19 protein-coding genes and 1 pseudogene are annotated in these 21539 nt (G+C 61.2%); 11 read left to right on the forward strand and 9 right to left on the reverse strand.

Annotated features, from left to right (window positions below):
* Window positions 1-41 precede the first annotated feature (41 nt).
* The 6 genes from denD to FJ951_RS11160 form a co-directional block, all read right to left on the reverse strand.
* Window positions 42-1028: a D-erythronate dehydrogenase gene (gene denD, locus FJ951_RS11135; RefSeq protein WP_140498331.1), complete on the reverse strand. Its 987-nt coding sequence runs from the start codon at window positions 1026-1028 to the stop codon at window positions 42-44.
* Between the two features lie 41 nt (window positions 1029-1069).
* Window positions 1070-3025 (reverse strand): hypothetical protein, encoded by a 1956-nt coding sequence (locus tag FJ951_RS11140; RefSeq protein ID WP_140515077.1) that lies wholly within the window; start codon window positions 3023-3025, stop codon window positions 1070-1072.
* Window positions 3026-3040: 15 nt separating this feature from the next.
* Complete coding sequence (locus FJ951_RS11145) at window positions 3041-3979, reverse strand: ABC transporter permease (protein WP_224619126.1); 939 nt, start codon at window positions 3977-3979, stop codon at window positions 3041-3043.
* A gap of 23 nt (window positions 3980-4002) precedes the next feature.
* Window positions 4003-5910 (reverse strand): sugar ABC transporter ATP-binding protein, encoded by a 1908-nt coding sequence (locus FJ951_RS11150; protein WP_140515078.1) that lies wholly within the window; start codon window positions 5908-5910, stop codon window positions 4003-4005.
* 80 nt (window positions 5911-5990) lie between these two features.
* Window positions 5991-6974, reverse strand: a complete 984-nt coding sequence (locus FJ951_RS11155; RefSeq protein ID WP_140498327.1) for a substrate-binding domain-containing protein — start codon at window positions 6972-6974, stop codon at window positions 5991-5993.
* Between the two features lie 51 nt (window positions 6975-7025).
* Window positions 7026-7772, reverse strand: coding sequence for an FCD domain-containing protein (locus FJ951_RS11160; protein WP_140498326.1), 747 nt, complete (start codon window positions 7770-7772; stop codon window positions 7026-7028).
* Window positions 7773-7869: 97 nt separating this feature from the next.
* Here FJ951_RS11160 and FJ951_RS28735 point away from each other — a divergent pair.
* The 3 genes and pseudogenes from FJ951_RS28735 to FJ951_RS11175 all read left to right on the forward strand — a co-directional run.
* Window positions 7870-8007, forward strand: a pseudogene (locus tag FJ951_RS28735) (tyrosine-type recombinase/integrase); the annotation flags it as partial.
* Window positions 8008-8268: 261 nt separating this feature from the next.
* Window positions 8269-9237: an agmatinase gene (speB, locus tag FJ951_RS11170; RefSeq protein WP_140515080.1), complete on the forward strand. Its 969-nt coding sequence runs from the start codon at window positions 8269-8271 to the stop codon at window positions 9235-9237.
* 17 nt (window positions 9238-9254) lie between these two features.
* Window positions 9255-9887, forward strand: coding sequence for an urea carboxylase-associated family protein (locus tag FJ951_RS11175; protein WP_140515081.1), 633 nt, complete (start codon window positions 9255-9257; stop codon window positions 9885-9887).
* A gap of 76 nt (window positions 9888-9963) precedes the next feature.
* Here FJ951_RS11175 and FJ951_RS11180 read toward each other — a convergent pair whose 3' ends face one another.
* The gene (locus tag FJ951_RS11180) at window positions 9964-10923 is read right to left on the reverse strand and encodes a LysR family transcriptional regulator (RefSeq protein WP_140498323.1); all 960 of its coding nucleotides are present in this window, start codon (window positions 10921-10923) and stop codon (window positions 9964-9966) included.
* A 298-nt stretch (window positions 10924-11221) separates the two neighbouring features.
* Between FJ951_RS11180 and FJ951_RS11185 the strand changes: the two genes are divergently transcribed.
* From FJ951_RS11185 to FJ951_RS11215, 7 genes are all read left to right on the forward strand, one after another.
* Window positions 11222-12076 carry a transporter substrate-binding domain-containing protein gene (locus FJ951_RS11185; RefSeq protein WP_140515082.1) on the forward strand — a complete coding sequence of 285 codons (855 nt, stop codon included), beginning with the start codon at window positions 11222-11224 and terminating at the stop codon, window positions 12074-12076.
* Window positions 12077-12186: 110 nt separating this feature from the next.
* Window positions 12187-12834 carry an amino acid ABC transporter permease gene (locus FJ951_RS11190; protein WP_140515083.1) on the forward strand — a complete coding sequence of 216 codons (648 nt, stop codon included), beginning with the start codon at window positions 12187-12189 and terminating at the stop codon, window positions 12832-12834.
* Window positions 12835-12837: 3 nt separating this feature from the next.
* Entirely contained in the window at window positions 12838-13488 is a 651-nt protein-coding gene (locus tag FJ951_RS11195) for an amino acid ABC transporter permease (protein ID WP_140498320.1), read from the forward strand.
* Between the two features lie 29 nt (window positions 13489-13517).
* A complete protein-coding gene (locus tag FJ951_RS11200) occupies window positions 13518-14336 on the forward strand; it encodes an amino acid ABC transporter ATP-binding protein (RefSeq protein ID WP_140498319.1) in 819 nt (272 codons plus the stop codon).
* Window positions 14337-14377: 41 nt separating this feature from the next.
* On the forward strand, window positions 14378-15388 hold the full coding sequence (locus FJ951_RS11205) for an agmatinase family protein (protein ID WP_140498318.1): 1011 nt from the start codon (window positions 14378-14380) through the stop codon (window positions 15386-15388).
* Between the two features lie 61 nt (window positions 15389-15449).
* Window positions 15450-16394, forward strand: a complete 945-nt coding sequence (gene speB / locus FJ951_RS11210) for an agmatinase (protein WP_140515084.1) — start codon at window positions 15450-15452, stop codon at window positions 16392-16394.
* 88 nt (window positions 16395-16482) lie between these two features.
* Complete coding sequence (locus FJ951_RS11215) at window positions 16483-16698, forward strand: transposase (protein ID WP_246671712.1); 216 nt, start codon at window positions 16483-16485, stop codon at window positions 16696-16698.
* Between the two features lie 1166 nt (window positions 16699-17864).
* On the opposite strand, the gene FJ951_RS11225 is transcribed toward FJ951_RS11215, so the two are convergent.
* The gene (locus tag FJ951_RS11225; protein WP_140515085.1) at window positions 17865-18164 is read right to left on the reverse strand and encodes a DUF1236 domain-containing protein; all 300 of its coding nucleotides are present in this window, start codon (window positions 18162-18164) and stop codon (window positions 17865-17867) included.
* Window positions 18165-18985: 821 nt separating this feature from the next.
* Entirely contained in the window at window positions 18986-20440 is a 1455-nt protein-coding gene (locus tag FJ951_RS11235; RefSeq protein ID WP_140498313.1) for a caspase family protein, read from the reverse strand.
* A 189-nt stretch (window positions 20441-20629) separates the two neighbouring features.
* Between FJ951_RS11235 and FJ951_RS11240 the strand changes: the two genes are divergently transcribed.
* Window positions 20630-21355, forward strand: coding sequence for a hypothetical protein (locus tag FJ951_RS11240; RefSeq protein WP_140498312.1), 726 nt, complete (start codon window positions 20630-20632; stop codon window positions 21353-21355).
* Window positions 21356-21539: the final 184 nt, after the last annotated feature.

Consider the following 21539-nt stretch of genomic DNA (forward strand, 5'->3'; position numbering starts at 1 on the left):
GTTTCAACTTTCACGGAACTTTGGCGACCATGCCCTAACGGTTAAGGGATGGTCTTCGGGGCGTCGTCCGCCAGGTAAACCGCGATCAGTTCGTCGACCGTGCTTTCGGCCACAAAGCCCAGACTGTTGGCCAGCCTGGGCGTGAAGGATTTCGGCCACCCGGCAATAATGGCCTCGATCGCCTCGTCCGGCGTGCGGTCTATCAACGCCTCGGCTTCGGCCCCTGCCACGCGGCGGAGCGCGGCAATCTGGTCGGAGACCGTGGCCGCGACACCCGGCATGTTCAGCGTGCGCCGGGCGCCCAGCGCGGATGTATCGAGCATCGCGGCATGGATGAGGAAGGCTACCGCCGAGCGCGGGCTCGCCAGCCAATGCTTGACGGTCTCCTTCACCGGCAGCACGGAGCGCTGCCCGGCGAGTGGCTCGCGCAGGATGCCGGAGAAGAAGCCCGAGGCTGCCGCGTTGGGAGCGCCGGGCCGAATGACGATCGTCGGCAGGCGTATCCCGACGCCGTCGAGGAAGCCGCGGCGCGAATAGTCGGCCAGCAACAGCTCGGATATCGCCTTCTGGGTGCCGTAGCTGGTCAGCGGGGCAAGGATGTAGTCGTCGGGAATAGGGTCGGGCAGAGGCGCGCCATAGACAGCAACCGAGGAGGTGAACACCAGCCTGGGGATATATTTCCGCCGGGTTCCTTCCAGCCGGATCGCCTCGAAAAGAGCGCGCGTGCCGTCCATATTGATGCGATAGCCCTTCTCGAAATCGCGTTCCGCTTCGCCGGACACGATGGCCGCGAGATGGAAGATCACATCCGCGCGGCGCGCGGCCAGATCCTGCGCTGCGCCGGGAGCGGAAATATCGGCGGCAATGGCTTCGACAAAACCTATGTCACCGGTTGGCACCGGCGGCTTCGTCACGTCCGCCAGCGTCATCCGGTCGATCTTTCGATCTCCAAGCGATGCTGTCCGCGAAAGCTCGGCCGCGAGTTTGCGGCCGATCATTCCACCAGCGCCAATGATGAGTATATGCATGGATGCTCCGTTCTCTTCCGGGACTGGTTTGTGATGCCGCTTCAGACCTGCCTGAGCGCGCGCACGACTGCGTAGGCTTCGAGCGACAGGGTTTGCGTTCCGTCATGCGTCAGCCGATCGAGCAGATCCGGTTGGCGCGATGCCGCGACGAAAGATGAGGCGTCAAGAATTGCAGCGCGCGCGAAGCCTTCGGGGAGGCGCACCTCCAGCGCGTTGGGCGAGGGGTTGCATAACCACAGCTCGGTGCCTTTTTCGGTAACCGCCGCGATCCCTCGCACTGCGCCAGGGACCGACGATCGCAGCGGACGGAGCGGGCAGCCTTTGAGCTTCGCCAGGCCTCGCACGATGTGCCAGACAGGATAGAGCTCGCCCTTGCCTTCGAACCAGGGCTGCGGAAACGACGTCGGCACGGAGAGGACGCCGAACGGGCCGACCGCGGCGCCGAGCGCGATGGCCGCCGCGCCGCCTTCCGCGAAGGCGGCGAAGTAGCCGAGGTTCCAGGCCGCTCCCATGACGCCCCGCTGGCGCGGATCATTGAAATTGACCGCCTGCCGGATGTTGGCGGGATTGGCGACCGGCGCTTCGCCATAGGGATTGTCGCGCAACCCGATTGCGGACGGCCCAACGGAATATGGGCGGCCCTTGGCGATCGCCGGCACGGTCCTGACAATATGCGGCAGGCATTCGAGCGTCTCCATCAAGGAGCGGTCGTCACCAGCGTGGAAGATCGCCGCCGTCGTGAATGTCACGAGGTCTATCGCCTCGGCCGGGGGACGTTTGCGGTTGAGCTCGGTGAAGAAGCTGAACATGCCTCCGCCGATGCGAGATCCGGGGAAGGCCGCGCGCGCGGCCGTATAGAGCTTCGCCGCATCCGGCGCTGGCGGCCAGATGCTGCCGGGCAGCGTGCATTTAAGATCGGGTGCGGGCGACACCAGAACCGTCGTGAAGCGATGATCGAGCCTCGCGGCCACCTTGCCCAGGGAGTCGATTTCCGCCGCGGCGCCAGCATCGTCGGCATGCTCGACCACTGCTTCGAGCCAGGGTTGGGCGCCCATTGCGATGGCGATCTCGACCTGCCTCGCCAGCGTTTCGGCATCATGGCCGAGCCGCGGATCGTAATGGCAGATGACATGGGCGACGCCGAGCTGGGCAAGCGTCTCGACATGCCGCAATGCGGCCGAAGCGTCATCGGGATGCAATCCGACGCCGAGAGGTGGAATCGCGTCCGCCGCCTCGCCGAGCGTCAGGGCGGCGATGCCTCCCGCCTGACGCGACGGACCCTTGGGAGAGCCCTTGACGGTCAGGGTGATCTTCTGTTCGACGACCTCGCCGGGCTCGATCCTGTATGGCCAGGGCAGAGCGAGGGGACGAACATAGGTCTTGTAGGAGGCGTCGGTCCAGTTCCGCTGGTCCTCCATCTCGAACGCGTCGCCCTCCATAAGGCAGCTGACCTCCAGCCCGCCGGGAGTACGGTGCGAGATTTCACGCAGATCCATCATCGGCTGCACCGGATCGATCTCCACAGGAAACCGTGTCTCGACCCTCTCGCCGCTTGTGTGCGTGATCGTGGCGGCCGCGCCGCTTATGCCCTCTATGGGATGCAGGACGACAAAGCCGGTCCGGTTCGTGAGAAGCCCGGTCGGCGTGGTTCCGCGAGCCGAATAGGTCAGAACGCCTGCCGCGGTACCAGCGATGCCCACGTCATAGCCGAAGGTCTCGCCTTTGCTGGCAACGCTTGCGCGATAGGCCACACGAAAGCGATCGTCGTCCTTTTCGACGACCAGGTCGGTGATCTTCGGAATGAGCGTCGCCCAGTCCTTGTCGCGGACCACGAACGAGATTGCGCGGATCACCTCTTCGCCATGCATGCGGCAGTCGCGCAGGTTCGCGCCGTCGAAAAGCACGCTGAGGGGCCCGGCGCTCAGTAGCCGCTCCTCTGCCGGTAGTTCTTCGGTGCCGTAGAGGCGGACGGCGCGGGAAGGATCGGACTGTGTCATAGGATTCTCCTGGTCTCAAACGCGGCGCGATTTCCAGGTGATGAGGCGCTCGGCCAGCAAGGCGAGGATGATGATGGCGCCGATGGCGGTCCCCTGCCAGAACGGCGAGACGCCGAGCAGGTTGAGGCCATTGCGGATCATCACCATGATCAGAACCCCCATCAGCGTGCCGAATATCGTGCCTCGTCCGCCGTAGAGGCTCGCGCCACCGATGACCACGGCCGCGATGGCGTCGAGTTCAAGCTGGTTCCCCCCGATCGGGTCAGCCGACATGATCTGCGCCAGCGAAAAGGTCATCGCCGTCGCCGAAAGGGCACCGGACGCCACGTAGGGAAAGATCGAGTAGAAGAGGGTGTTGAGGCCGGCCGCCCGGGCGGCTTCAATGTTCGAGCCGACCGCGTAGATGGTTCGCCCGCCCTTGGAATATGTCAGCCACGCCCAGGTGGCGAGGTAGAGCGCGATGAGGAAGATGACGTTGGCGGGGATGCCCAGCAGGTTCGTGTAGACGATATTCTGCAGCCCCATGGGCAGTCCCGAAATCGAGCGCTGTCCCGACACGATGTAGGCGAGACTGCGCCCCATCGCCATGACCCCGAGCGTCACCACGAAGGGGGCCAGGCCGAACACTGCGATGAGAACGCCGGAGAAAAGCCCGATCAGGGCGCCGCAACCTATGGCGAGCGCGATCGCCACCGGAATGGGGAATTCCTTCAGGAGTAGGGCGAGGATGATGCCGGTCACGCCCGCGACCGACCCGACGGAAAGGTCGATGCCGCCAGTCAGGATCACCAGGGTCATGCCGACGGCAACTATGCCAAGCACCACCGATTGGTCGAGTATGTTGAACATGTTCCGCTCGGTGAAGAAGTGCGGCGAGATGAACGACAGGATCACCGCAAGCACCATGGCGAGGCAGAGCATCCGGAACTCAAGCGTGCTGGCGAATCTGGGCATCGCAAAGGATCGTGTGGGCGCGTTCATGCGTCGATCTTTTCGTCTTGAGGTGTATCGAACAGGCCGGCGATCCGGGCCGACAGAGCCCCGGCGTCCGGCAGCCTGGAGCCGGCCGGCAGGCTGAGCCCGATCCATCCCAGATCGTGCCCTCGGCGATTGGACAGTGGTGCAAGCAATGTAGAGCGGCCGTCATTCTCGGTCACGATGCCGGGTTGACGCCTTCCAAGCGCGAGGGGGATTGCCGTCTCCTGCGCAAGATAGACATGCCCGGCCGCGAGTCCCATCGTTGCACCCGGCGTACCCTCGGCGAGGGCGAGGCAGACGAACCGGTCGTCGTCGATCAATCCCCAAAATGCCGTGCCGCCATGGCCGGCGACAAGATCGCGCAGGAATGCCGTGTTGCGCTCGGCTGAGCTTCGGGGCGCGGCGAGCAGCGTCAGGCTCTCTTCGCTCAGTCGCGAGGCGGGCAGGTCGGCGATGGTATAGCCGTCACTCACCACGACGACCCGCTCGCAGATCCCCAGTAATTCCTGGAAATCCGAGGAGATCACGACTACGGCTATCCCCCTTTCGGCCACCTCGCGCAGCAGTTCGTAGATTGCCTGGCGTGTCCCTATGTCGACGCCTTTCGTAGGCTCGTCGAGGATGAGCACTTCGGGCTCGATCAGCAGCCAGCGCGCGATAATGATCTTCTGCTGCATGCCGCCGGAGAAGTGCAGAAGGTTTGCATCCATGCGGTCGGTCGGAAGGTCGAGACGCGAAATCAGCTCGCTGGCCTGCTTGCGGCGCGCCGAATGGCCTCGCCCGAAACCCCTGTGCTTGCCCATCTGGGCGAGGAAGAGATTTTCGCCGACCGTCATGTCGGGCACGATGTTCTGGGCCCGCCGGTCCTCGGCGACCATTCCGAGACCGGCGCGGATTGCCGCGATAGGGCTGTTGGGGGCAATCTCCTTGCCGCCGACAAGGACGCGCCCGCGGCTGCGGTGGCGCAGTCCGAATATCGCTTCGGCGCTCTCCGAGCGTCCAGCTCCGACAAGCCCGCCGAGGCCGAGAATTTCACCCCTGCGCACCGTGAACGAGACGTCACGCACGAAAGGCGGGGCTTTGAGCCCAATTACCTCCAGAGCCACCGGCTGCTCGTTAGTGGTCACTCGCGAGACGGCCTTTCGATACACATTTCCGATGTCGCGTCCCACCATGTGGCGGATGACGTCGGCCTGCGTGAGCCCCGCCGTGGGCACGCTTTCGGCCACGGTCTTGCCCTCGCGCAGGATTGTGACGCGATCGGTGACTGCGAAGACCTCCTCAAGCCGATGCGACACGAAGGCGAGTGCCTTCCCGCTGTTTTTCAGCCGTCCCATAATCTCGAACAGCCGGTCAACCTCGATCGGCGAGAGGGAGGCCGTCGGCTCGTCGAAGATGACAAGATCGGCGTTGAGAGCCAACGCCTTGGCTATTTCGACGAGTTGGCGTTGCGCTGCCGAGAGCCGGCGCACCTCGATGTCGAGTGGCAGTACGTGGTCGTGGCCAAGTTCCGACAGGATGGTCTGCGCCCTGTGTCGCAACTGGCTGAAAGACAGACGGCCCGGCATCGCGTAGCTGGGTAGGAAGATATTCTCCAGCACGCTCATGTCGGGCGCCAGACTGGTTTCCTGTGCCACGAGGGCAATGCCGGAACGCAGCGCGTCGCGCGCGGATCCGACGGTCAAGGGAGCACCCTTGAAGAGTATCTCGCCCGATGAAGGCGGCAGGTGTCCGCAAACGATCCGTGACAGCGTCGATTTTCCCGCGCCGTTCGCGCCCAGCAATCCGCAGATCTCGTACCGGCAGAGCGCTATCGACGCGTTGCTGAGCGCGTAGGCGTTCCCAAACAGGCGGGTGACGCCACGAGCCACGAGAAGCGGCTCGGGAATCTTGCTGCTGTCTACCATCCGAGGACACACTCCAAGTGGTACGAATAAAGCGTCCGGGGGAGGTTGCCCCCGGACGGCCTATGCCGGCCAGGCCCCGATTACATCTCGTTGGCGAAGACCGTTTCCTTGATGGTTGGAAGCTCCTGCTCGATGTTCTTGCTGGTCACGATCTTGATCGGCACGAGGATTTTCTTTTCGGGAGTCTTGCCGCCGAGATGGTCGACCATCGCGCGTCCCGATTCCTGGCCCATCAGATACGGCTGCTGCATGCCCGAAACGACCAGTTCGCCCGACTGCAGCAACGGCACGAATTCCGGCACGCCGTCGAAACCGGCGACCAGCACGTCGCCGGTGAGGCGGGCCGCCTTGATTGCCTGCAAGGCGCCCAGCGTCGGGCCGTCGGTCTGGACGAAGAGGCCCTTCATGTCCGGATTCGCGGTCGTCATATCCTGCGTGAACTTGAAGGTTTCGTCCGCGGTGTAGGTCTGCATCTGCTGCAGCCCGGCTTCCTTGGTGATGCCAGCCTCTGTCATCGCGTCCTTGAAGCCCTTGGTGCGGGCCTGGCCGTTGAGGCGGGCCTGGCTGATGCCGACAATGCCCACGCTGCCGTCCTGCTTGCCGGCGGCCTTCATTGCCTCGGCCAGCGCTTTGCCGACGCCGTTCGCGCCCTGATAATTGTCAGAGATGATGAAGGACACATAGTCGCCGCTGTCCGTGCCGATGTCGGCGATGACCACGGGAATGTTTGCCTGCTTGGCGAGATCGAGCACGGCCGGCGCGGTTGAACTGTCTGTCGGAGAGATGATGATCCCGGCGACGCCGCGGGCGATCGCGTCCTTGGCATTTTTAAGCTGGGTCTGGGCATTGTTGCCCGAATCCAGCGCCTGATAGGTGTAGCCTCCCTTGGTTGCGACATTCTCGATGCCCTTGGAGAGGTATCGCCAGAAGGCAAGATCAAGGCCTGGAGTCAGATAGACCAACTCCTTGGATTCGGCGAGAGCGGCGGTCGCCGTCCCGGCAATGCCGGTCAGCGCGACAACGCCCGCGAGGGCTGCGGTGGCAAAAAGGCGTCTTGTCAGCATGGGAACTCCTCCTGTTGTGCTGCATGGTTGCCCGGCAATCCGCCCCTATTCTTATCCCTTTCGAGCGGATTGCGTTAAAAGCTGCTTGGTCGTGGTGTAGATGCGTGTTTCGTGGACCGCGAAGGCCCTTGCGGCCGCCTCGGAATCGCGCGCCTCAAGTCCCGCAAGAATGGCACGGTGATCGGCGATGCTCGTTGCGATGCTTGAAGGCTGGGCGACTGCTCGCCGCCGATGGTCGAGAAGGTAGGAATAGAGATCGGCGGCGATATCCGCCAGCGCGGCATTGCCGCCCGCCCGATAGATGGCCGTGTGAAATTCGCGATCGCAAATGAGGAAGCGAACGGGATCGTCGATCGCCGCTTCCTGCGCCTCGATCGATTTTTGCAGGGTCTCGAGCGTCGCGGCTTCAACCCGGACAGCCGCGGCCCGCGCCACCTGATCTTCGATCAGCAACCGCGCCTCATGCACGTCGTCAAGACTGTATCTGGAAATGTCGCGATAGCGGGCCGATTGGACCGCGAGTTCCCCGACTTCCGTCGAGGCCACCACTGTCCGCGTGCCTTGGGCGACGGAAAGGATGCCCTTTGTGGAAAGGATTAGGATCGCACCGCGCACCGTCTCGCGGCTTACCGACAAAGCGCCCGCAAGTTCACGCTCGCTTGGCAACGGGTCCCCCACGTCAAGAATGCCGGTCGCAATGAATGTCGCGATCTTCTGGACGACGAAGTCCTTCATCGAATGCTTCGGCACGCCGCCAAGCGCACTCCCGTCGTCGGTCAGAATCGCTCGTAGGTCCATCCGTCCTTACATCCGAAGAGGTCTAGTGGTCCGGTATATGTACCAGTAGGCCTGCTTCAGCTGTGCGTCAATAGCGAGACGCGGCCGTCAAATCTCGGCTGACAAGAGATATTGCTTTGGGAGCGGTGAGAACGTTCTCAGCCCGCATACTCTCCGGCACAGCTTCGCCACTCACCTGCTTGAGCAGGATGTCGACATCAGCGTCATCCAGGTGCTGCTCGGGCACAGCAAGCTCGAACGACAGCGCTCACCGGCGGAGCGGGAGTCTTCCTTCCATCGATTTCGGGCTGCTCTTGTTCTAACCCTAATACGGCCAATTTCCGGATAAATCGATATGAACGCCCGATACTCGTGATGGATAGGAGTGGCGGGACCATGCTAGCCACGAGGCAGACAGACCGCAGGCCTGTCGTGCTTCACTCCAGCTTAAGCGCTTCGGCTCATATCGAAGGTCGCTGCCGGATGGCGTGAGGGTTATCCGAAAGGGAGAGTCTCGATGTCTGGACACGGGTATGAGGGTGGGCGGCTCGATCTCCCCTTCGTTGGGCTTAGCACCTTCGGTAAACGGCCGATCTGCCTTGATTGGGACAAGATCGACGCGGATGTCGCCGTGCTGGGTGTGCCCTTCGACATGGGGACCCAGTACCGCTCCGGTGCACGTTTCGGCCCCCGCGCCATCCGCGAGGCCTCGACGCTGTTTTCCTTCGGTCATGCCGGCGCTTACGACCATGAGGACGACCAGATCTATCTGCCGCTCGACAAGGTGCGGATCGTCGATATAGGCGACGCAGATATCGTGCATACCGATACCGTGGCCAGCCACGCGAATACGGAAATGGCGGTCCGCAAGATTCTTGAACGCGGAGCGCTGCCCGTCGTTCTGGGCGGCGACCATGCCATCAACATTCCCTGCGTCAGGGCGTTCAGCGAACATGGCCCCATTCACATCGTGCAGATCGATGCGCATCTCGACTTTGTCGACGTGCGTCATGGCGTGCGCGAAGGACACGGCAATCCGATGCGCCGCGCGGCCGAACAGTCGCATGTTAGCGGCCTCAGCCAGATCGGCATCCGCAACGTCTCCTCGACCGCCCGCGACGGTTACGAGGATGCGCGCCAACGCGGCTCGACGATCCTTTCCGTCCGCCAGGCGCGCAAGCTCGGGGTCGAAGGTGTTCTGGCGACCATTCCGGAAGGCGTACGCTACTATGTGACGATCGACATCGACGGTTTCGATCCGTCGATTGCGCCGGGCACTGGCACGCCTAGCCATGGCGGCTTCCTGTATTATGAAGTAATGGAAATGCTCCGGGGCCTTGTGAAGCGCGGCGACGTCGTCGGCATCGACCTCGTCGAGGTGGCCCCGGCCTACGACCCTTCGGGCATCACCGGCTTTCTCGCAGCACAGGTACTCCTGAACTTTCTCGGCTATATCTTCGTCGAACACGAAGCGCGCGGACGCTGAACGAAAGGAATTCAACGATGCCAACGAACGCAAGTAACGGTCAGGTTCACGTCATTCCTGCCCGCCAGGGCGTGGCGACGCGCGTTGCCCAAGGCCAGGTGATCACCGTCATCAACACCCACGGCACCCAGGTGGTGGACACCTGGGCCTTCTGCGCCGACGATATCGCGGAATTCATGTCGATGGAGCACAGTCGTGGAGCCATGCTCAAGGTGAACCCGAAGAACGGCGACACGCTGTGCAGCAACAGGCGGCGTCCGATGCTGACCCTGATACAGGACACGTCGGGTGGCGTGCACGATACGCTGATCGCCGCCTGCGACCGCTATCGCTACCAGCAGTTGGGCCATGTCGGGCACCATGACAACTGCACCGACAATCTGGCGACGGCCCTCGGCGCGGTCGGGCTGACGCCACCCGAAACCCCTTCGCCGCTCAACCTGTTCATGAACATTCCCGTCGGCGAAGACGGTTCGGTCACCTTCGAGGCACCGGTGGCGGGACCGGGCTCCTATGTGTCGATGTGCGCGGAAATGGATTTGATCGTCGCGTTCTCAGCCTGCCCGCAGGACCTCATTCCGGTAAACGGTCAAGGCTGCGTTCCCACCGAAGCGCATTATCGGATCGACGCCAAGGCGCCGCGCCTTTAAAGCGCAGCCCTGCATCCAGACCATTGATCCCGAAAAAGCGGCTCCCGCTTTTCGGGATCAATGCATAAAGGAGTTTTTACATGCCGCGTACCTTGGGCATCTTGTTTTTTGCGTCGGCGGCTTGCCCTTTTCCGGCCGATTTTTCGGCACTCCCCACCCTTTTGCGCAGTTCCTGAAAAAAAATCCTCTGCGACAGCGACGCTTTCTTGTGCTTTGGCGCGATGATGACGAAGGGCGAGCGGATCTGCGCCTCGGGAATAAGCAGCGCCTTAAGCCGGTTGTTCTGTCTAAACGTGACGGTCATGTGATCCGGCAGATAGCCGACGAAGTGGCCGCTCAGGATATACATTGCCTGCGCCTCGATATTCGAAGCATAGGCGCCGACATGCGCGTTGGGGAAATGCTGCAATTCCGACTTGTTGGCATAAGGGCGCACCACCATCTGCGATGCTTCCACATCAGCCTTTGTCACCAGCTTGCGGGAAAACAGCGGGTGGCGCTCGCTGCAGTAGAGCGAGTTGATTTCATAATGGAACTCGGTCTGCGAATAGCCGGGCAGCAATTTGATGCGGGGGGAGATCGCGAAGTCGATCCCGCCCTTGGCGGTTTCCGCGATAAGCTGTTCAGGCGAGCCGATGGTGATGCGCAGATCGACTTCGCTGGCTTTCTTGATAAACTGATGAATGACGTCATCGAGGCCCAGGGCTGAATCGGTAACGGTGGCATCGACGATCCCGACGCGCAGCACACCCGTCGCCTTGGAGCGCAGTTCGCCCAGTTGCATCTCGAACGCCGACAGCGCTGAAGTCAGCGAATGGGAATATTCATAGACCGCGGTGCCCCTATCGGTCAGTTCGAAGCCGCGCCTGCCGCGTTGGCACAGCGAAAACCCCAGCCGTTCCTCCAACGCGTTGATTTGGAAACTGATCGTCGATTGGCTCATCGCCAAAGCAAGCTGTGCTCCGGTAAATCCGCCATGCTCGACCACCGAGCGGAAAACCCTGAGCGCACGAATGTCGGCAACCGACAGACGCATTCTGACACTCCTCCTTGAGCCTCTCAGACGGTGTTGGGTATCAGCCTTACATCGTCAACTTCGATGTATAGTCTATTCCTTCCATGTTTATCAAAGATTCAATCCTGCCATGCTGCCCTACCAGATGGTGCCGTGCCGTCATGCCACTGGGGAAGCAAACAATCGGGCCGGCATTGCAGCCGGCTGACGACCTGGAGGTTTAAGGCTCGTCACGCATGCGAGATTCCTGAGCGCGTACAGAAGCCTCGGACTCCAAATAATCCATAATAAACGGGAACATACCAAACTGGAGGAAGTTATGCGATCCGCTTTGAAACTGTGCACTTCGACGCTGTTGGCCGCGTCGCTCTCGCTCGCCGTGGCGAGCATTGCCACCGCCTCCGATCTTCTGGATCGGATCAAGGCAAAGGGGGAAATCACCATCGCGTCCGAGGCCCGCTACCCGCCGTTCGAATATGTCGAAAACGGCAAGATCGTAGGCTACGGAGTTGACCTCTTCGAAGAAGTCATGAAGGCGCTGCCGGACGTGAAGGTGAACCGGCTCGACCTGCCGTTCCAGGGCTTGCTGCCCGGTTTGCAGACGGAGAAGTTCGATGCCATCATAACCTCCGTCACCGTTAACAAACAGCGCTACGATACCTACAGGCTGTCTCTGCCAATCGCCGACGCGTCGTTCTCCTACGTCAAGCGCAAAGGCGACGCCGCCTTGAACACGCCCGAAGACCTGAGCGGCAAAAATGTCGGCACGCAGGCCGGCTCGGCACAGCTCAAGGGCACCGAGGCTTTTTCCGAGAATTTAAAGGCAAAAGGCCTAGCGCCGATCGCCAACATCCAGACCTATGTCGACTTCAATGAAGCCTATGCCGATCTCGCTGCCGGGCGCACGGATGCCGTCGTGAATTCCCTGCCCAATCTGCTCTACCTGCAGACGCAGCGCGGCGACGTCTTCGAAACCATCCGCACAACGTTCGGGGACCCGACCTATTTCAGCTGGGCCTTCCGCAAGGACGACGACAGCAAGGCGCTTGCCGACTTCATCGATGACCAGTTCCGCAAGCTTGCCGCCGATGGAACCATGGCCAAACTTCAGGAAAAGTGGTTCGGCTTCACCATGAAACTGCCGACGGACGCTCTGCCCAAACCCAAGAGCTGACGAGTCGGCGCCCAACGCCCGGATAAGGGCGAGGCTTTCCAGCCTCGCCTGCCTAAAAACGCACAGGCTGCAAGCCTGACCTCAAGTCCATAAGGTCTGACGACTTGGCAATGTTCGCCCTCATCCAGAACAACCTGCCCATCATGCTCTGGGGCGCGGGCATGACCATCCTGGTGTCGGGCGTCGCCATCATCCTCGGCATGCCGCTCGGCCTCGTCCTGTGCTTCGGCGTCACCTCGAAGAAGGCGTGGCTGCGCTGCTTTTCGCGCATCTATCAAAGCGTGTGGCGCGGCACGCCCATCCTCGTGCAGTTGCTGATTATCTATTATCTGCTGCCGCTCATCGGCATCAATGTAGCGCCCATTCTCGCGGCCATCCTCGCGCTGACCCTGAACACGATCGCCTTCCAGGCCGAGATATTTCGCGGCGGACTTTTGGCCATTCCACCAGGGCAACTGGAGGCGGCGCGCATGGTAGGCATACGCAAATGGGCGGGGCGCCAGCATATACTCGTGCCCCAGATATTGCGCCTCGTCATCCCGTCGCTGGTCAATGAGACTATCAGCATCCTGAAAAACTCATCGCTGGTCTCCGTCATCGCGGTGACGGAACTGATGCGGGTAAGCCAGCAGATCGTCGCGACCACCTATCGCCCGTTCGAAATCTACATCACCGCCGCCGTCATCTATATCGTCATCAATTTCCTTCTGTCGCTGATCGGCCGCATGGCCGAGCAACGGCTGGCGCGGAGGGCCTGAGCCATGGCGCAATTCTTCGACCTATGGGTGCAATACGGGCCGCTGATGCTGGCCGGCCTGGCGACGACGGCCTGGATCTGCGCACTTGCCACAGCCCTCGGGCTGGCGATCGGCCTGTTGCTCGCCTGCCTCGAGAGCACGCCGTTCACGCCGCTGCGCTGGGCTGTTCGTGCCTATATCGAGATCATGCGCGGCCTGCCGATCCTGATCCTGCTGTTCGTGCTCTATTATGGCGGCCCGAGCATAGGCCTCCGGCTGAGTGCCGAAGCGGTGGGTGTTTTCGGCCTCGGCTTCTATGGTGCCGCCTATTTCGCCGAAATCTTCCGCTCCGGTTTCCAGTCGATCTCCAAGGGCCAGATCGAGGCGGCGCGCATGGCCGGGCTCTCAGGCACGCAGATCATCCGCCATATCAAGCTGCCGCAGATGCTGGTCATGATCACGCCACCGATGGTCAACCAGATCATCATCCTCATCAAGGAATCCGCGGTGCTGTCCATCATCACCGTTGCCGAGCTGACCAAGAACACGACGCAATTCGTCAACGAGACCTACGCGGTCATCGAACCTTATCTCGCCGCCGCCCTACTGTACTGGCTGCTGGTCGAGGCAGTCGCGCAGCTCGGCAAATATGTTGAGCGCCGGGTGCGGTTCTAGGCGCTCAACCACCAATTTGGGAATAAACGATGGCCACTGAAACCACCGAGCCCGTCATCAAGATCCGGAATCTGACCAAGGATTTCGGCACATTCGCGGCCCTGTCCGGGATCTCGCTCGACATCAACCTCTCCGAGGTCGTCTGCATCATCGGACCCTCGGGGTCGGGCAAGAGCACGTTGCTGCGTTGCGCGAGCTTCCTCGAGGAATATACGAGCGGCGAGATCGAGATCGAGGGCCGGTTGCTCGGCTACAAGCGCGGTGCCGAAGGACTGGTACGAGAAAGCGACCAGAACATCGATTCCGTGCGCCGCAACGTCGGCATGGTGTTCCAGCACTTCAACCTATGGCCGCATATGACAGTGCTGGATAACGTGACGCTGGGATTGCGTCTTTCCAAGCGCGCTCCCGCCGCCAAGGCGAAGGAAAGCGGGCGCCGTGCGCTGGCCAAGGTCGGCCTCGCGGATTTCGCCGAGCGCTACCCTTCGCAGCTTTCCGGCGGCCAGCAGCAGCGCGTCGGCATCGCCCGGGCGGTCGCGATGGAGCCGCATGTGATCCTGTTCGACGAACCGACCTCGGCGCTCGATCCCCAGCTCGTTGGCGAGGTTCTCGACACCATGAAGCAACTGGCCGTCGAGGGCATTACCATGGTGGTGGTGACGCACGAGATGGGCTTTGCCGCCCAGGTCGCCGACCGTGTCGTCTTCATGGACCGCGGCAAGGTGATCGAGCAGGGCCCGCCCGCCAAACTGTTCAACGATCCGCAAAGCCCGCGCTTGCGCGAATTCCTCGACACTTGGAGACAGCGCAACATGCTGTTCCAGAGCGAGCCCACCGCCGGCCAGTAGGGCAGCGGCACAATCGACACGACAAGACGGAGGACCGTACCATGAGCGAAGGTTTGAGCCCGGCAGGTGTTCCCCGCATGTATGGCGACGTGCCACCCTTCATGGCATTTCCCTATGTGCGCGATCTGGCGGGTCTTTCCGCCGACGCTGTGGTGGTGGGCATGCCCTATGACGGCATCGCCACCTTTCGCGGCGGCGCGACCCGCCGCGCCCCGCAGGAAATCCGCAAATACTCGCTTCTTTACGGCAGCTACAGCTTCGACTGGGACCTCGACATGCTGGCCCATATCACCGTCGCCGATGCCGGCGACATCGATGTAGTGCCGGGGGACAATGCCGCCAGCTACGCCCGCCTCGAAGCGCGGCTTGCCGCGGTGCTGGTCAACGGGGCGGTGCCGCTGACCATCGGTGGCGATCACGGCATCAGCTATCCGGCGGTACGCGCGGTCTCCGATGCCGGCGACACCCCGGTCGGGCTCATCGTCTTCGACACCCATCTCGATCTCAGCGAATCCTTCGGCGGCGACCGCCTCACCCGCGCCTCGCCCCTGCTGCGCATTGCCGAACTCGACAAGGTGGCCCCCCGCCGCATCGTTGTCATCGGCGCGCGCGGCCCCCGCAACCTGCTCGAATGGACCCCGCTCTACCGCAAGCTCGGCATCACCGTGTTTTCCATGGAGGAAGTCGAGCGCCTCGGCATCGAAACGGTTGCCGAACGCGCACGCGCCATCGCCAGTGCCGACGGCGCGCGCCTCTATATCAGCCTCGACATCGACGGCGTCGATCCAGCCTTTGCCCCGGCAACCAACAGCCCCGAACCAGGCGGCCTTACCTCGCGCGAGATCATTCGCGGCGTAAGGATAGTGGCCCGCGACGGCTTTGCTGGGTTCGACCTCGTGGAGGTATCGCCGGATTTCGATGCTTCCAGCGGCACCACCAGCATCCTGGCCGGCCGGCTGCTGGCCGAAGCCCTGTTCTGCCTCGCGGCCAAGCGCGCCGGCAAGCAGAACGCCTGGCGCGACGCCCACAGGTCCGACTTCCAACAGAAATAGCACCACCTTCGGAGTGCGCCTCGCGGTCAAGCGACCCGATGCGCCAACAGGACACAAGACCATGAGCATTACAAATTTCCAGCCACTCGATTCCGGCAGCGTTCCGCGTTTTGCCGGCCCTTCAACCTTCATGCGCCTGCCCATGGCTACCCCCGAGCAGGTCGACATCGCGCTGATCGGCGTCCCCTTCGACGGCGGCACCACCAACCGGCCGGGCGCGCGCCATGGACCGCGCGAAATCCGCAACCAATCCAGCCTGGTGCGGCGCGTCCACCATGTCACGGGCGTCTCGCCTTTCGAACAGGTTCGTGCCGGCGACTGCGGCGACGTGATTGTAAACCCGCTCGACCTGCCCGGCTCGCTGGACACGATCAGCGCCTTCTTCGAAAACGTCCACCACTCCGGCGCCCGGTCTCTGGTCGTCGGCGGCGATCATCTGATCACGCTGCCCATCCTGCGCGGCATCGCCAAGGAACCGGCCGGCCTCATTCACTTCGATGCCCATTCCGACACCTATGACGAGTTCTTCGGCAACCGCTATAATCACGGCACCCCGTTCCGCCGCGCCGTCGAGGAAGGCCTGCTCGATCCCAAGCGCATGGTCCAGATCGGCATCCGAGGAGCGATCTCCGATGTGGAAAACTACGATTTCGCCCGCGAGGCCGGCATCCGGATCATCTTCATCGAGGAATTCATGGAGCGCGGCGTGGACACGGTGATGGCCGAGGCGCGCTCGATCGTCGGCGACGCGCCGACCTACGTCTCGTTCGACATCGACGCGCTCGATCCGTCTTTTGCCCCCGGCACCGGCACCCCTGAGATCGGCGGCATAACGACGCGCGAGGCCCAGAAGATGATCCGAGCGCTGGCCGGCGTCGACATCATCGGCGCCGATCTGGTCGAAGTCTCGCCGCCGCTCGATCCTTCGGGCGTCACCGCGCTAACCGGTGCCACCCTCCTGTTCGAGCTTCTCTGCGTCATGACGATGCAAATACCGGCTAAATGAGACCCATGTGTGGAGTGCGCCCCTCGGACCGGACAGGATGAACAAGCAGAATTGACTTGGAAGCCGGGCTTTCGAAGGATGGAAGCCCATGGTGACTTATCGCACGCACAGCATGGAGTTCAAACGTCAGGTAGTGCAGGAGTTCCTGTCCGGCGAGACGCTGCATGGTCTCGCCAAGCGGCACGAACTGCCGCGTAACCTGATCCGCATCTGGGTTCAGAAATACGAGGCCGGCTCCTTCGACGAAGACGTGGCGGCGGCCGACACGATGAGGCGCGGATCGCAGCGCTGGAGCGGCTGGTAGGCCGGCAAGCCTTGGAAATTGAGTTTCTAAAGGGGGCTCTGAAAAGCGCACCACGTCCGAGAAGCGGGACTACATCCGGATCAAAATTTCTCCCGCCTCCAACGCCCCTGCTACCGATTGAGCCCCGGAGGCGGGGCAAGGAAGCCATAGTTGCGTCGGGAACAAGCGGCGAGACCGATCCGCCGATCTCGAATTCCCATCCGAAGAGTTCCGCGTAAAGCGGCGCAGGTTCGCAGGATCACGCCCTATTATTTCAAAGTGGATGATTGGCTTGGCCATGATGTCCAACCTTTTAGACGGTTCGCAAAACAGTCGCAGCCCGAGCGGCAGCGGCTGCTGGCTCGGCAGGTGAAACACCTCCCAGGTCGCCCGCATCTGGCCACAATCGTTCTGTGCGACAACACCGCGGGACCGTCAGATCGGGGCGACGATGCGGAGAAGGCAACGGTTCACCGACAAAAAAGGCACGAGAGAAAAGAGCGCACCTCGGATGTTGCGCGCGAGTCGATCGAGGTCGAGCGGGCGGCACGGGATGCGAAGACAGCTCGGCTCCGAGAGCAAGGGCTGATGACTGAGATTCGCAGCTCAGCACCTAAGAAGGTGCAGCCCCGATAGCTGCTTAAGGGAGGCAGCGATGCTCGATACCCATACAGACATTGCGCGGGCGGCTATTGAAGCCACCTTCCTGCCACGTCGCGCCACATTTCCGCGCGATATTGATCACTCCCGACGCGTGCTCGCGGCATCACGCGAGCTTCTGAAACGCCTGCGCCAAAGCCACGGCGATGACACCTCCCGAGCTTGGGGGATGCAGACCCGGTTCCCTTCGCTATCTCAGCGTTCGATGCCGATGTTCTCCGGGCAGTGTTCAAAGATTTGGTGTTGGGAACATACGCGCCCAAATGTCGATGGCGCGATCTGGCTAAGACCCTGGTACTCGAATACGCCGGGTGCGATCAGGTCGAAGTTGGCTTGCTGGATTGGATCACCAGGAAGTAAGTACCTTGTGCCAAGTCGAGTTGAGCGCGTGTTCTAGAGATCCACCAGGCGCGCCACGAGGGGGTTGCGACGTCTCGACTTCAGGAGTTTATCTCAACTGTCCGAATGGCGATTTGACATACCCAACCCGCCGCCAGCTATGGCGGAGGTCGGGTTCGTTCTAGGTCTCAGTCGTAGACTTTGACGATCTTGCGGGTGCCCGGGTCCACCAAAACCGTGCGGTTGTCGATCACCACATACCGGTATTTGACATTGGGGACCTCATGGAGCTCGACCGTGTCCGGCAGAGCCGTGCCGACATTCAGCTCAAGTCCGAGAAGGTTCACGGAAGCCAGCGGTTGCTTCTTCACGTATTTGCGCACGACGGTGTCCTGTTCCGGTGTGATGACAACATCCTGTGCCGCAACTGCGCCGACGCCGGCCAAAAGCAATAGCGCGGCAGCGGTGCTGGTAAGGGGGATCCTCATGGTTTTTCTCCTGTTGTTCCGGCGACAGCACAAGTCTTCTGTGCGCCAGGCAACTGAACACGTCGGCAGGCCGAACGTTCCTCGATCAGGCTTCAGTCGGAATCCTGACCAGACCAAAGGCCGATCACAAAACGCAATGGTCTTATCTCTTGAGACTAGGCGGAACGGCTTAGGGCTAGGCTAGTTGCTTCTCCAAATCAGGAGAAAGCAGATGGATAAAAGCATTGGCCAAGCGCGTTGGTTGCTCGCGCCAACTTTCGCCGCAGCCGTCACATTTTTGGTGATCGGCATATTCCTTGGCTGACATGTTGTGGATCGGCACAGCTACGTCCCTTCCTGTGCTGATAGGGCCCGCAAGCCGCTTCGGTGGCTGGCGGGCCCTCTATTTCCAGTATGTTTGGTGAGCAAAAGACAATGACATCGATCCAGAGAACCAATGAGAGTGGCAACGCAAACCAACCAAATGACAACGATGATCATGCGCCTGCGCTACTGGACGCTGTTTCTTTGACGAACGAGGAAAACATTGCCGACCTTGTCAGGCGAACCGAGCGCGTGGCGATTTTGGTAGTGTTGGGAATGGGGGGCTGGTTGATGTTAGTCCCCGCTATCTACCTTGTACTGAGCCACCGAATATGAATGAATAATTACGCCAGCATATGATCGCCCGTCTCAGGGGCCGGGGTCGGGACAGTTTCATCATCCGCGCAGCTTTTCGCCTCGAATTCCAGCGTGGCGCTCGTTACCGTGACGCTTGATCATCTTGTTGGGCTGCAGCACCTGATCTGGAACTCGAGCGCGGCCCATTGCTGACCGGCTCGCTAAAACACACCACCAATGCCTATGCCGCCACTGATGTCCGGTGGGGGAGGCGCGGGACGTCTCGGGGCGGCCTGCGAGCGTTTCGCAGTCGTCCGTACGGAGCCGTTTCGTGAAGGGGCGGCGTCCGACGCTATCTTAGCCGGCTTGGCCTTCACGATGACCGGCTGCTTGCAGATTCTGCCTGAGCGCAAAAAGAGATCGCCCAGCAGTCCGACGCTCGGCTCCGTCGTCGCCGCGACTTGCTTGGTATTCTTGTAGTAGTCGGTGAGAGCACGGATTGAACCCGTGCCCCAATCTCCATCAATCTGCATCCGGTAGCAACCCAAGCGACGAAGTTCGGTCTGAACGTTGCGCGCAAGATCGGCTGTCTTGTCTTTGTCCGCCTCGCCCATGGATGCGCCGACAATGAGCGTTTCGAGACCGGAGACGACGCTTTGGCGAGCGTCCTCAACCCTTTCGGTCGGAGACAGATTGGCGACCTGTGTGCCAACCGGCTCGGGTGAACTGGCGGACGGTGCCGGAATCTCGACCGACCGCAACGTCTGTCCGACGATTAGCACGGCGGTCTGCAGGTCATTGGAGGCAAGCTCGACTTGCAATCTCTTCTTTGCCGCGGGGTCCGCAAGGATGCGTGAAAGGCTTGCGCTCAACTGTCCCGGATCGAGTACCTGTTGCTCCGTGAAATAGAACTGCTCACGCAGGTTCGATTGATCCCACGGCACTTGACGGCCAACCGTCAACGCTTCGGTTTCGTTGCGGACGCGGATCATCATATCCGAAATGCTGAGCCCGGGAATCTCGAGATTCTTCAGCAGCGCAATGGTGAACGGGCTGTTTTCGCCGCCGCCATCGGCCGTGACATTGCCTGGCTGGGTGGCAAAGGCAACGAACGTGTTTTCACCGACTTCAACTTGCGCCAGACCATTGCCGGCACCGGCACCGAGCGGATTGTTGCGGCACGCGTCCAGGAATATGAACGTCTGGCGGTCGCGGCGCGCGAACCGCGCGATCACATCATTCAGCTTGATGGCCGTGGCGGTGAGTTTTTCCAGGCTTTCAGGATCGGGCGTATCGACCGGGAGCAGGTAGTTTTCGCCGTTCAACTGCACGCCATGACCGGCGTAGATAATCAAAACTGCGCTGACGGTAGGCAGCCTTGCATCAGCTTCTCGAAAGATTCTGGAAAAATCTTGGGTCGAAAGATCGGTGCCCGTCAGGACCTCAAAATTTAGCCGCTTCAAGCTCTCTGAGAGCTTTGCGGCATCATTTGCGGCATTGGGGAGATGCTCAAGTCGGCTGCTTTGATAGTTCGAATTCCCGATGACGATCGCTAGCCGGTTGCGTGGCTGCGGCGCCGCGGTCGGCTCGACCGCGGCGCGAGCACCAGCTGAGCCAAGAAGCAGGAAAATGAGAAACAGTGGGACACGAAACAGAAGTCCGTTGCAGTGGGTCATGTCAGCACGCTCGCTCCGGCCTGCCTCAATCTTGGTCCAGCAACTTCCCAACGCACCACGACGCAACCGCAATCAGCCTGAGCGCCTGCCCCATACCGGCGAAGGTCACCAAAATTTATACCAAGAATCCTGTCAAAGATAGGGAAAAGGGATTTGTATGCGATCAGTCATTGGACTGTGGAGGACAAGATGCCGACCAAGATCAATCTTGCGCTGCCGGTTTATGGAGCAGCCTACAAAAGCGTGTTCGTTCGCAGCTTGTTCGCGGCCTTAACTCATAAGAGCCTGTCCAACTACGCCTTCACGCTGTCGGAAATCGAGTACACGGATATTCCATTTTCGCGGAACTATCTGCTCACGAATTTCTACTACAATAAACCGGATTGCAGCCACATTCTGATGATCGACAGTGACATGGGCTTTTCACCTGATCTTATCGCGGCGATGCTGGCGCTGGACAAGCAAGTCGTCGGCACCCTGTATCCGCGGCGCCGGATCGATCTGCGCAAACTCCATTCCCTCTCGACACTGCCCTTCGACAAAGCCTTTGCGCAAAGCCTGGAGTTCATCGGAACCGTCGTCGAACCTCGGCAAGAGCAAGAAGGCTTTGTCCGGGTAACGTCATGCGGCACGGGCATCTTTCTGGTCTCCCGCGACTGCGTGACGGCCATAATCGAGAAGTTACCCGAGACGGTGGACCGGTCTCGTTACAGAAAGAGCAAGTACACCGCTCAGTTCGAGAATTTCCTGACGCCGTTTGCGAAGATTGTGACGCCGGAACTGGACCTCCCTACCGACTTCTCGTTCTGTCACCGCTGGGTTGAGCAGTGTGGTGGCGAAATATGGGCAAGCTACCATCGCAAGATTGCACATGCGGGAGATCTGACTGTTTCGGCGGCCTATTCTGATCTTTAAAGATGCCTTCGAAGTTTGGCCACTGCTTTTGACAGGCTCATTTAAGTTTACGATAGTGTCCTTGTCGCCACAGATAGCCTTAAAGTCTCCTGAGAACGAACGCCAAACCATTGCCGCCCAGCAACGCGACGCGTACAGTGCCGGTTAAGCAGTCAACGATCCCATGAGATGGATCGTTGATCTA

Source organism: Mesorhizobium sp. B2-2-3 (genome assembly GCF_006442405.1).
Classification (GTDB): domain Bacteria; phylum Pseudomonadota; class Alphaproteobacteria; order Rhizobiales; family Rhizobiaceae; genus Mesorhizobium.